Origin of the sequence: Rhizorhabdus argentea (genome assembly GCF_037861105.1) — a bacterium.
GTDB classification, from domain to species: Bacteria; Pseudomonadota; Alphaproteobacteria; order Sphingomonadales; family Sphingomonadaceae; genus Rhizorhabdus; species Rhizorhabdus argentea.
In genome coordinates, this window is sequence record NZ_JBANFK010000026.1 from 36,856 (window position 1) to 49,257 (window position 12,402).

Sequence of the window (12,402 nt, forward strand, 5' to 3'; positions counted from 1 at the left end):
CGGCCTGCATCGCAACCGAGAGCGCAAGAGGAATTGAGAGATTATGCCGGCAGCATATCGGCCAGGTGAGATCGACGGGGAGCTTGTCGACTGGAGCGTGGGAACGTTCCTCAGGAAAATGGCTGCGGAGATTCCGGATCACGTAGCGCTCAAGGGCGTGCGCGATCCACTCTCCGGCGTTCAAAAAAGCTGGACATATAGCAGCCTGCTGAACGACGCCGAGCGGGTCGCCGCCACTTTGCTGACCCATTTCAAACCCGGCGACCATGTGGCGCTCTGGTGTTCGAACCGGCCTGAATGGGCGCTCGTACAGTTCGGGATGGCTTTGTCGGGCCTTGTCCTCGTCGCGGTCAATCCCGCCAGCAGGGCGCATGAGCTGGAACATGCACTCTTGCAGTCCGACGCCGTCGGGATCGTTCTGGCGGAAACCTTCCGGGACACGAATGCGGTTGCCCTGCTAGAGGGGGTGCGGCCGAGACTACCGCTCCTGCGTCAGGCTTTTCTGATCGACGACCTGACCAACGCCGCCCCTGGCGGGGATCTGCCGGTTTTCCCTGTCGTAGATCCCGCATCTGCGGCGATGATCCAGTTTACCTCCGGCACCACCGGTCGAGCGAAAGCAGCGATGTTGTCGCATCGCGGACTTGTGAATATCGCCCAGTTCACCGCTACGCGCTTCGCCCTTCCCATGGGTTCGGTATGGTTGAATTGGTTGCCGATGTTTCACACCGGCGGCTCCGTCTTTGCGCTGATGGGCTGTATGTGGAACCACGGCACACTGGTCCTGATCAACGGCTTCGACCCGGTCGAGGTGATGCGGACCATAGCGGAAGAACGGCCGGCCTGGATGCCGCTGGTGCCCACGACCGCGATCGCGTTGCTCGATCACCCGGATCGGCCGAACTATGATCTGTCCAGCCTGGCGGTGCTAACGCAAGGCGGAACACCCGTCGCGGCGGAGCTTATAGACCGGCTCGAACGCGAACTGAACGTCGATCATGTCGTCGTCTTCGGGCAGACCGAAACAAGCTCCACGATCTGTCTGGGCGTGCGCGGCGACGACCGCTACCACAAGACCGAAACGGTCGGAAAGCCCATGCCGCATACCGAGATCCGGATCGTCGATCCGATCAGCAACGCCATGGTCGAATTTGGTGAGGTCGGCGAAATCCAGGTGCGCAGCTGCGCCGTCACGATGGGATATTATGGCCAACCGGACGAGACCGCCAAGGCGATCGATCCCGAGGGATGGTTGCACACCGGTGACCTGGGCACGATCGAGCCGGACGGCTACCTCAAGATTACCGGTCGCCTGAAGGATGTGATCATCCGCGGTGGCGAGAATATCTACCCGCGCGAAATAGAGGATCTATTGGTCCAGCATCCCGGCATCGCCGAAGCAGCGGTCTTCGGGATACCTCACGAACGTTGGGGCGAAACGCCTATCGTCGCACTCAGGTGCCGTGCGGGTTACGAGATCGATCATGGTGCTATCTGCGAATTTCTCGAGCCTATGCTTGCCCGCTACAAGATTCCCCAGGGCGTCTGGCATGTCGATGCCATGCCCGTCACATTGTCGGGCAAAATTCAGAAGTTCATGCTGCGCGACCAATATCTCGCGGCTTCGCGCTAATCGTCTCCCCCGGTTCGGACGCGCGCCTCGCCGCGGGCTCTTAAGCCCGTTCGTGACGTTGCGCCTGCACCGGGACGGCACTTAGACGAGGCATGAAATTGATCGTCTGGAGCTCGGTGCGCAATGATGGCAGCCGGCCGGAAAACGCATCCGGATCCTGATCGCCCGACACTTCGGGATTGCCCCAGCCGTGGCACATCGAGATGACGCCAGGTTGCAGTCCCGAGTCCTTGCGAACGCGCCCGATCACCACCGCGCCGCTTTGCGAGCGCAGCTTGATCTGACCGCCTTCGATCACGTCGAGCCGCGTCATGTCGGCTTCGTTCATGAATATCGGATTGGTCGGAAAGCGGCGGCGGGTCTGCGCGGCGGCGGTATAGGCGCTGTTCATGACTTCGATCAGTCGCCGCGAGATCAGCCGGAACGGATAACCCGCAACATCATCGTCACTACCCCGGACCGCGTAAATCTCGGCTTCGACATCCTGCGGACACAGGTCCAATCGGGAACCGTCATCCTCCATCTGCGCTGTCGCGACTGCTTCAGCCTCGTTGAAGAGGCGTCCATGCGGCATGTTCTTCAGATCGTCATAGCTGCCGCGTCCGGTGTCGGCCATCCAGCGGACGATGTCCTCCGTCGTCGTCTCGTCGCCCACCGTGCACGCCGGTCCGGGAATATCGCGATGCGCCACCCCGAAGAACGGACGCTTGATATGCAGCGTCTTGCCCATCCTGCGGGCGAGACCGTGGAAGAATTGCCAATCCTCGATCACCCCCTGGGGACGGGGAAGGATGGGCTCTGCCACCTGCGCAAAGGTGGCCGGCAGCATATAGTCCATCCCCACCGTCAGATCATGGTGCTCGTAGTGACCGCTGGTGGCTATCTGGTAGTGCGCCAGCCGTCCGGTAGCGGTCTCCCGCGTGTCGACGGAAACGACCAGTTCGAGTTCGCTCAGCAATGGTATTACCAGTTCGGGCTGCGGCAACGCCTTGACCAGGTTGCCCCCCACCTGAATAAGCGCCCGTATCTTGCCGGTAGCGTTCCCGCTTATTTCCGACGGCAGCAGCGCTGTTGGGAACTCGCCGCCGACCGGACCGGTATCGACGGTGCGCAATTTCGGGCCACGTTCCCAACTACGATCAGGCGGCAGCACGCTTTCGGTGACGGCGCCCCCACCATAATAGCCGACGTTGCGGATCATGTCCCCCGCGCGGCGGTACCCGCCGCAGATCGCCGTGAAGGCTTCGATCAGATGTTCGGCCAGATTGGAATCGGGCGCCATATTGGGCCCCGTCCCGCTGAGCGCCGATTTGCGGCGTGCACCCGTGAAAATACGCACGGCTTCTTCCAACAGCTCGACGCCCACGCCGGTTCGCGCCGCGACATAATCGGGTGTGAACTCGTCCACGGCCGCCCGCAGCCTGTCCAGCGAGGTTGTGAACCGCGCGCAGAACGCCTTGTCTTCCAGCCCGCGATCCAACACCATGCGGATCAGCCCGGCGAACAGCGCAGCGTCCTGCCCAGGATGCAGCTGCAAATGAAAGTCGGCGGTGCGTGCGGTCTCTGTCCGGCGTGGATCGACCACGATCATTTTCATTCCCGACCGCTGTGCATCGCGGGCATGCTTGATTGCGTTGGGAGAGGTCAGGCCATAGCTGGCATGCGAAGCAGCGGGATTGGAACCGACGACCATCACCGCGTCCACGTCGGGCGCTTTATGCTTTCCCGTCAGGAAGACACCCATGCGGCCGGCCGTCACCCACTTCGCAGATTGGTCCAGCGTCATGCTTGAAAAGATGTAGGGCGTTCCCAGCGCATCCGCCCAAGCCTTCGCTGCGGGAACGCTCGTTACGTTGCAGTTCGCGCCGGTGCCGTAATAGAGCGCGACCGATTCTACGCCATGCTCGGCGATGATGGCGCTCAGCTTCTGGTGGATTTCATCCATGGCCGCTTCGGCGGAAATTGGATCGAAGCCGCCTTGCCCATTGCGCCGCGAACTGTTGAGCATTCGATCTTCACCATTATGAAAATCGCGCGTCGCCATTCCCTTGATGCAGAAATAACCCTTGGAAATCGGATGCGCCCGATCTCCGCGGATATCCGTGATCCGGCCAGCTTCCTCCGTGACCTCGAGTCCGCACATCGCCGCGCAGTTCCGGCAATAGGTGATATGCGTCGCCATCCGTCTCTCCTTCACACCAGTTGCGCATCGGCACCCGGCAGGCGGCTGCCGGTCACGGCGCAGCAGTGACCGGCGGGTGGCAGCACGCTGTTCAGCGCAATCGGCGGCTCCTTCCTGCTCAGGAGCCGCGCGTCAAAGCCGGGCGACGCACCTCAGGCCTTAGGCGTACGTCCGAGATATTTGTCGATCTCAGCCAGGTAGTGCCGGATGCGGATTTCCGATTCAGACAGTCTCGAGCCCTTGAACGACGCGGACTCGATGCCTTTCTGTACTTCTGGCACCCGGATAGCGTCCTGGGCGAGCACGTTGCCGAACTCGCTCAGATCCTTCGGCACGAAGCGAGCGGGACGCTGATCGCCCTTCCAGCCCTTGGGACCGAAATTGAACTCGTTGAGATCGAAAACGGGCGTTTCATCGTCGCTGACCGGCAAACACAGCGTAATCGCATTGTAATGGCTCTTGCTCGGGTCAGTAGCGTGCGGCCGGAAAATCTGAATCAGCAGGCTGTCCGCAAAGACATTCAGCGTGACATTGGGGAATATGAAATAGTTCCAGTCATCCGTGATCTGAGGATCGCTCAGTTTCTCGAAGAACTCATATCCGTGCTTCTTTCCCCACTTACGCTTGGTATCGGCAAGCGCTCTCTTATATTGGCTACCGCTCAGATGCTTGTAGTCATCGGGATTGCCGCCATAGATCGTTACGAGGCTTTTCAGACCCTCGTTTACAACCTCGCGGTCTGGCAGCTTGCTGTTCGCGCTTCCCACCTCGATGATCATGCGGCTAATGCCGTTGTCATAGAGATCATATTGGCAGTCCCGCGTTGCCGTGAGCGGCAGAAGCTCGGGATGGACATCATCGGCATGGTAGAACTCGATGAAAGCTTCCAGCGCCGTCTTCCAGTTCGCATCCCAGGTGACCGCCAGGTCCCGGAATACCCGGAACTTGCTGAAGTCATAATTGGCGCAATGTTCCGGAATGACGTCAAGATGCTCCAGCAGCGACAGACGCGGCTGCGGATCGGGGTTGACGAAGATCAGGCTGTTCCAGACGCTGACACTCACCTTGGTCAGGCAGGGCCGGTCAGCCAGAACCTCGGGGCGGAAGATTTCCTCATCCCGGACCAGCGTATTGCGGCCTTCGATCGAAAACTTCCAGCCGTGGAAATCGCACTGGAACCCTTCTGAGGGCTCGGTCGCGCCAAAATCGGTGTGGACAAGGCGGTTGCCGCGATGCGGGCAGACATTGTAATATGCCTTGACGTCGTTCTCGCCCTTGCCGGTGCGCACGACAATGAAGGATTCCTTGCCCAGTTCATAGCGGAGGAAATCGCCGACCTCCGGGATATCCTGGAGCAGACCCGCCAGGGCCCATGTCTTCATCCACAGGCCGCTCCATTCCAGATCGGCCTCTTCCCTGGAATAATAACGGCGCTTGTCCGGCGGTGACGTTCCGAGATCGACATACGGCGCCTTCGCCCCTTGGGGTCCGGCTTCGTCATCGGGGTAATTGATAAAATACGGGGCGTCCATATCCCGACCTCTCCATCTAGACCGATCAAACTAATGCATGGGCGAGTTCGGCTTTTTTTTCAACCGGTGATTCTCGCTTGGCCGCGCGCTGCAGCGGGAACGAGGATGGCGGAAAGCCGATGACCGTTGGCAACTCCGCCTGCCACGCATCTGCACCAAAGCACAGGACAGGCGCCTGCCGATATGATCTCGTCTTCCTATCCGTAACCGTCGCTGCATCCAGCGTAGCCCGCCGATCGTCCATGCTCAACGCAAAATGGTGCCCGCGATGATATTCCGCTGGATTTCGTTGGTTCCACCGAAGATCGACCAGCAGCGGCCATAAAGATATTGATGCGCCATCGCGCTCGCACTTTGGGCGGGCGTCGGTTTCGAAGCCCCGGGGAGATGCAGGTCGCGCGGGTCATGCACCGCTCCCAGCGGCCCCTCTATCGCCAGCGCAACCTCGCTCAGCCGTTGCAATATCTCGGTGCCCCGTATCTTCAGGATCGACGCTTCCGGACCGGTCTTGGCCTCGCCCGCCGCCCAATAGCCGACATAATGTTCTTCCATCGCCAGCAACGCAGCCAATTCCGTCTCCACCGACACCAGCATGTCCGCTATCAGGGTCCGGCGAGCTCCGGTCAGCTCGCCATTGGCGCACGCGGCTTCGAACATGCCCCGGATATGGACGAGCAGGCGCATTTTCGGACCGGTATCGGCGATGGCCACCCGCTCGTTGGAGAGCAGGAATTTGGCGATCGTCCACCCCTGCCCTTCTTCGCCCACCAGATTTTCGGCGGGAACGCGTACATTATCCAGGAAGACCTGATTGGTATGGTGCTGCCCGTCGATGGTTACGATCGGCCTGATCTCGATGCCCGGCGACGTCATGTCTATGAGCAGGAAGCTTATGCCGGCCTGCGCCTTCACGTCCTTGTTGGTCCTGACCAGACAATGCATCCAGTCGGCCCAATGCGCTTCCGTCGTCCACATCTTGGTTCCGTTGACGACATAGTGGTCGCCATCCCGAACCGCGGTCGTCTTCAGCGAAGCCAGGTCCGAACCGCTATTGGGTTCGGAATAACCCTGGCACCACCACACGTCGTTGGACAGGATGCCCGGAAGGTGCCGCTCCTGCTGCGCCTTGTTTCCGAAACTGTAGATGACCGGACCGACCATCGATACGCCATAGGGAATGATCATCGGCGCGTTGTTGAGGGCCGATTCCTGCAGCATGGTCAGCTGGCGACGAATATCCCAGTCATTGCCGCCGAATTCGCTGGGCCAATTGGCAGCGAACCAACCCTTTTCCCGCAAAATCTTCTGCCAGCGCACATAGTCGTCTTTAACGATCTCGAGGCTCTCGCGTCCCTTGCCCGCAATATCGTCAGGAAGGCTGGCCTGGACGAAGTCACGTACATCTCGACGGAATCGGGCCAGCGCTTCATCGTCGTCAGCGACCGTTGCTATCGGACTCCCGACGTCGTCGACGAAGCTCCGAAGGACGCTGCTGCCGGCAAGCTCTCCCCGGATGGCAGCAAGGCGCCGGAAATAGTGACTGATATCGAGTTCGTCGCTGACACCCATACCGCCGTGAAGCTGGACCGATTCATGGGCGATGCGGCGGCCCGCATCGTCAGCCATGGCCTTGAGCGCGGCGGCCTTGGACAAAGCGGCAGAAGCCGTCGCATCGATCTCGTCGACAACATGGCCGGCGAATATGCGGACTTCTTCGGCCGCGATGTGCATATCGGCGGCGCGATGCTGTAGCGCCTGGAAGGTTGAAAGCGCCACGCCGAACTGCTTGCGCGTGACGAGATAGGCAAATGTCCGGCTGTTCACGGCCGCCGCGACGCCCGCGATTTCGGCCGACAGACCGGCCAGGTAGAGCGCCAGCAAGACGTTCAATTCCGCTGCGGCATCATCAAGAACCAGCTGAGCCGGCGCATCGTTCAGCACGACGTCCGCCGCGGAAGACGCATCGATCAGACGTAGCGGATTCAAGGTGACGCCGGTGCTGCGAGCCTCGACAAGGAACAGGGCAGGCTTTCCGTCCAGCTGTGCCGTCACAAGCAGGTGATCGACCAGGTCGGCATGGCGGATGACGGCCTTGGTTCCGGAAAGGCGGTAGGCGTCGCCCTGCCGAACCGCATGGGTCTGTCGAGCCGCAAAGGGATCGGCGCCTTCCTGATGTGCGAAGGCGAAACTCATCTCGCCTGATACCAGCGACGCAGTCAGCTTCTCCTCGACCGGGCAGCCGCGTGCATTGGCCAAGGCAAACGCCTTCGCCACGAGCGCCGTGTGGAGCAACGGTTCCACGACCAGCCATTCGCCCGCCAGCGCCATCAGCACGCCGACATCGCGCGTGCTGCCGCCGAAGCCGCCCAATTCCTCCGGCGCCAGCGCTCCGATCAGGCCCTGTTCGGTGAGATGCGGCCACAGATGCATACGAGCGGGTTGATCGCCCGACAGCCGATGCCGCCGGGCCTCCATCTCATTTTCCTTGGCCAGAAGGCGCCCCGCCATCTCGGCCATCATCTGCTGCGTATCGGATTTGACTAGCATCGCTATAAGAGCCTGAATGTTCTGGGAGATGTGGCGGAGCGGCGGAGCGCAGTTACCGGCCGGTGAAGACCGGTTTGCGTTTTTCGACGAACGCGGTCACGCCCTCGCGATAATCGCTGCTATGCTTGCACAGCCCTTCATAGGCGATCATCGCTTCATAAACCGTCGCAGCCATCTGTCGGAGCGGAATGTTGGTGGTGATCTTGCTGTAACGGATCGCCGTCTGGGCACCGGTGGCGAGACGCGCAGCATATCCAGCGACGAAGGCGTCCAGCTCCTCGGCCGGCTTGACCATGCTGATCAGCCCGATCCGCTCCGCCTCGGTGGCATCGAGCGCGTCGCCGGTCAGCAGATAATGTTTGGCTTTGGCATAGCCGATCAGTTGCGGCCAGATCAGCGAGCCGCCGTCACCGGTCGACAGGCCAAGCCGGCAATGCGGATCGGCGAAGCGCACGCCCGCGCCAGCGATCACGATATCGCACAGCAGTGCGATCGACGCACCGAAGCCGATCGCGTCGCCGTTCACCTTTGCGATGACGGGCTTGGGGCACTCCAGCAATCCGCCAACGATTCTGCGCATGACATGGCTTTCCGCGACGAAGGGGGGCAGGCCGTCACGCAGTTCGTCGGCGAGCCACTGCAGGTCACCGCCGGCGCAAAATACCCGGCCCACGCCGGTCAGGACGACAACGTCGCTGTCGGGGTCGAACGCGGCTTCATGAAAGACGCGGGCCATCTCGTTATGCAGCTGTTCCGTAACGACATTTAGCCGCTCCGGCAGGTTGATCGCGATAGTCAGGACGCGACCGACATAATCGAATTTCAACGTCTGATAGAGCGATTGATCCATCATGTCGGTCTCTCCGTAAACTATAGTAGCTGGCTAGTTGTTCAGACGATCTCGGCCAGCACCGTCCCGACTTCATAGGTCTCGCCCGCAGGCTTGAGAATCTTGAGCGTCCCGGATGCGGGTGCATCGACCTCCTGCGTGGATTTGTCGCTTTCGAGCGCATAAAGTGGCTGACCCGCAACCGCCTGCCCGCCATCTTCGACCAGCCACTCGGCCAGATTGCCCTCATTCATCGAGAAGCCGAGTTTGGGCAGGATGATTTCAACGGCCATGATGCTGTTCCCTTCCAGTCAGTGATATCATGCGAAGATTGCCTCAACCGCAGCGGCAATGGTCTGCGGGCTGGGCGCAAAGCCCGTCTCCAAAGGCTTGCTGAAGGGCACTGCGCAAAATGCGCCGCCCAGGCGCTGCGGGGCCGCCTTCAACTGGCCGAAGAGTTCTTCGTTGACCACAGCGACGATTTCCGCACCGATGCCGAACTCCTTGACCGCCTCATGCACTACCAGCAGCCTACCGGTCTTGCGAACGGATTCGATGACAGTCTCACGGTCCCAGGGTGCGATCGTGCGAAGGTCGATCAGCTCGACCGAGATGCCCTTGTCCGCCATCTGATTGGCGACCTGCGCGGCATATCCGACCATCAGCGAGTGCGAAACGATCGTGATATCGCTGCCCTCGCGGACCAGCCGTGCTTTGCCGAGCGGATATTTCTGGAAGGTGACCTGGCCCGGGGTCCAGTAACTCGGAATATTCTCGATGAACAGAACCGGGTCATCGTCCTCGATCGCGGACCGCATCAGCCCATAGGCATCGTCCGCGTTCGAAGGCGCAACGACCTTGATGCCGGCGGTATGCGCGAACCATGCTTCCAGATAGTCGCTATGCTGCCCGCCGGTCGAGAAGCCCGTGCCTGTCATGGTGCGTACGACGATCGGAACATTCGTCTGTCCGCCGGACATGAACCGCAGCTTGGCCGCGTGGTTGACCATCATGTCCATCGCGACAGTGATGAAGTTCATCATCATCACTTCGGCAACCGGCCGATAGCCGGCGATCGCGGCGCCGATCGCCGAGCCGACGATCGCCTGCTCCGAAATCGGGGTCGATCGGACCCGCTCTTCGCCATATTTGGTGGAAAGCCCCTTGGTCGCGCCCATCACCCCGCCCTCTTCGGGATCGGCGACGTCCTCACCCAGCACCAGCACCTTGGGATCGCTTTCCATCGCATCGTGGATGGCACGGTTGATCGCTTCGACGATCGTCATTTTCACAGGTTCGGTCATGGCATCCTCACGCGATTTCATGCGCGAACACGTCGCGCTTCAATTCATCCAATCCCGGGAAATCCGCCTCGAATGCGGCCTTGGCCGCCGCATCGATAGTGGCCAGGATAGCGGCTTCCATGTCCTTGAGCGCGCCTTCATCGGCGATGCCCTGGTCGATCAGGCGCTGACGAAGCCTCGGAACCGGATCGTTCGCTTTCGCTTCGGCATATTCCGCCTTGTCCATATAGTGGCCGGCGTCGCCGATGAGGTGGCCGTTGAAACGATAGGTCATCGCCTCGATCAACGTCGGCCCCTCGCCCGCGCGCGCACGCTCGACCGCGAGCTTCGCCGCGCCGTAAATTTCGTCCGGATCGTTTCCGTCGACCGTCACGCCCAGCATGCCGTAGCCGGCCGCCCGCTTCGATAAGCGGTCGACCTTGGTCGATCGCTTCATCGTGGTGTGCTCGCCATAGCGGTTGTTCTGGCACATGAAGATGACCGGCAGGTCATATAGCGCAGCCATGTTCAGGCTCTCGTGGAAGGCGCCGATATTTGCGGCGCCGTCTCCGAAATTCGCAACGGACACCTGGCCGCGGCCGTTAAGCTTTGCAGCCCAGCCAAGACCGGTCGCAATCGGCATCGAACTGCCGACGATGCCCGTCGTAACCATGCAGCCTTTTTTGGGGTAGGTAAGGTGCATCGGCCCGCCCTTGCCCTTGCATGATCCGGTTATGCGCCCGGCCAGTTCCGCCCACAGCGAGTCGAGCGGAAAGCCCTTGGCCACCATATCGTGGGTCCCGCGATAGATGGTGCAGATATAATCATCGTCGGTCAGGCTGAGCGACAGGGACGACGGGATGATCTCCTGCCCCCGCGCGCTATAATAGGGCGTGACGAGCTTGCCGGCCATCATCTCCTTGATGACACGCTCGTCGTTCAGCTTGATCGTCGCGGCAGTGCGATAGATTTCGAGGAGTTGCCGCTCGCTCGGCTTGGGATAGTTCGACATAGCGATTCTTACCTTTGACCGTTCAGTGACTGCGAAACAGATCGCGCGCAATGATCTGCTTCATGACTTCGCTGGCTCCGCCGGCGATGCGCGATATACGGGCGTCTATAAAGGCTTGGGAAATGGGATATTCGGTCATGTAGCCATAGCCGCCGAAGAATTGTAGGCATTGGTCGACAAGACGCCCGTTGAGCTCTGTGATCAACAGCTTGATCTTGGATGCGTCGACCGTCGTGAGCGTTCCCTTCATGAAGCGGTTGATGCCCCAATCGACCATGATCCGGCCTTGCGACACTTCGGCGGCCAGTTGCGCCAGGACGAACTGCGTATTCTGGAAATCGGCGAGCTTCTGGTCGAACAGTTCACGCTCCTGCACATATTCGACCGTCCAGCGGAGCGCCGCTTCGCTGGCCGCCATGCCCTTGACCGCGACCGACAGGCGTTCCTGCGCCAGCTTGGTCATCAACATGCTGAAGCCTGCGCCCTCCTCGCCGAGCCTGCTCGATAGGGGTGCGCGCACATCGCTGAAAAACAGCTCCGAGGTGTCCTGGGCCTTGAGGCCGATCTTGTCGAGGTTGCGGCCCCGCTCGAAGCCCGGTTGGTCGGCGTCCACGGCGATCAAGCTGACGCCCTTCGCGCCGGCGGCCGGATCGGTCTTGCACGCCACGACCAGAACGTCGCAGTGCTGGCCGTTGGAAATATAGGTTTTCTGACCGTTGATGACATATTCGTCGCCGCGGCGCTCGGCGCGTGTCCGGATCGCCTTGGCATCGCTGCCCGCACCCGGTTCGGTCATGCCCAGAGCGCCGATCTTCTCCCCCGTGACCATGCGGGGCAGCCATTGCTGCTTGGTTTCTTCGGTGCCCCAGGCAAGAATATAGGGCGCCACCATTTCACTGTGGACCATGAATCCCGGCCCAGTGACATTGGCGCGGGTGATTTCTTCGATCATCACCACGCTGTAGAGATAATCGGCACCGATGCCGCCATATTCCTCGGGCACGGATGGACACAGCATCCCGATCTCACCGGCCTTCAACCAGACGTCGCGCGGAACGATGCCGGCTTTTTCCCATTCATGATGATGGGGCTGCAATTCGGTCTCGACGAAGCGCCGCACGCTATCGCGGAACGCGTCATGCTCGTTTTCGAAGATGTCACGGTCGACCAGGCTTCCGCTCGCATGCGCGATGTTAATTCCCATCGGATGCCTCGGTCGGATAGCGGAACACCGGCCCAGCCATTAGCTCATCAGTCCTATGATAGAGATTGCGGCGATGCCCTGGTAGGGGACGCCGCCGAGATTGTGGGTGAGCCCGATGGAGGGGCTCGCCAGTTGCCGTGCGTCGGCGCGTCCGAGCAGTTGGCTATAGACCTCATAGGC

The 12,402-nt window shown here is 60.8% G+C and carries 9 protein-coding genes; 1 reads left to right on the forward strand and 8 read right to left on the reverse strand.

From position 1 onward, the window contains the following. Positions 1–43 precede the first annotated feature (43 nt). Complete coding sequence (locus tag AAC645_RS17920) at positions 44–1,633, forward strand: class I adenylate-forming enzyme family protein (protein ID WP_340317947.1); 1,590 nt, start codon at positions 44–46, stop codon at positions 1,631–1,633. Between the two features lie 40 nt (positions 1,634–1,673). On the opposite strand, the gene AAC645_RS17925 is transcribed toward AAC645_RS17920, so the two are convergent. The 8 genes from AAC645_RS17925 to AAC645_RS17960 all read right to left on the reverse strand — a co-directional run bounded on the left by AAC645_RS17925 (position 1,674) and on the right by AAC645_RS17960 (position 12,222). Then, positions 1,674–3,815, reverse strand: a complete 2,142-nt coding sequence (locus tag AAC645_RS17925) for a molybdopterin-containing oxidoreductase family protein (RefSeq protein WP_340317948.1) — start codon at positions 3,813–3,815, stop codon at positions 1,674–1,676. 152 nt (positions 3,816–3,967) lie between these two features. Further along, the gene (locus AAC645_RS17930) at positions 3,968–5,347 is read right to left on the reverse strand and encodes an aromatic ring-hydroxylating oxygenase subunit alpha (protein WP_340317949.1); all 1,380 of its coding nucleotides are present in this window, start codon (positions 5,345–5,347) and stop codon (positions 3,968–3,970) included. A 246-nt stretch (positions 5,348–5,593) separates the two neighbouring features. Next, on the reverse strand, positions 5,594–7,894 hold the full coding sequence (locus AAC645_RS17935; RefSeq protein ID WP_340317950.1) for an acyl-CoA dehydrogenase family protein: 2,301 nt from the start codon (positions 7,892–7,894) through the stop codon (positions 5,594–5,596). A 52-nt stretch (positions 7,895–7,946) separates the two neighbouring features. Continuing rightward, positions 7,947–8,747: an enoyl-CoA hydratase/isomerase family protein gene (locus tag AAC645_RS17940; protein WP_340317951.1), complete on the reverse strand. Its 801-nt coding sequence runs from the start codon at positions 8,745–8,747 to the stop codon at positions 7,947–7,949. A 38-nt stretch (positions 8,748–8,785) separates the two neighbouring features. Next, entirely contained in the window at positions 8,786–9,016 is a 231-nt protein-coding gene (locus tag AAC645_RS17945) for a lipoyl domain-containing protein (protein WP_340317952.1), read from the reverse strand. Between the two features lie 27 nt (positions 9,017–9,043). Continuing rightward, positions 9,044–10,027 carry an alpha-ketoacid dehydrogenase subunit beta gene (locus AAC645_RS17950; protein WP_340317953.1) on the reverse strand — a complete coding sequence of 328 codons (984 nt, stop codon included), beginning with the start codon at positions 10,025–10,027 and terminating at the stop codon, positions 9,044–9,046. Positions 10,028–10,034: 7 nt separating this feature from the next. Continuing rightward, positions 10,035–11,018, reverse strand: coding sequence for a thiamine pyrophosphate-dependent dehydrogenase E1 component subunit alpha (locus AAC645_RS17955; RefSeq protein WP_340317954.1), 984 nt, complete (start codon positions 11,016–11,018; stop codon positions 10,035–10,037). A gap of 22 nt (positions 11,019–11,040) precedes the next feature. Then, complete coding sequence (locus tag AAC645_RS17960) at positions 11,041–12,222, reverse strand: acyl-CoA dehydrogenase family protein (RefSeq protein ID WP_340317955.1); 1,182 nt, start codon at positions 12,220–12,222, stop codon at positions 11,041–11,043. Positions 12,223–12,402: the final 180 nt, after the last annotated feature.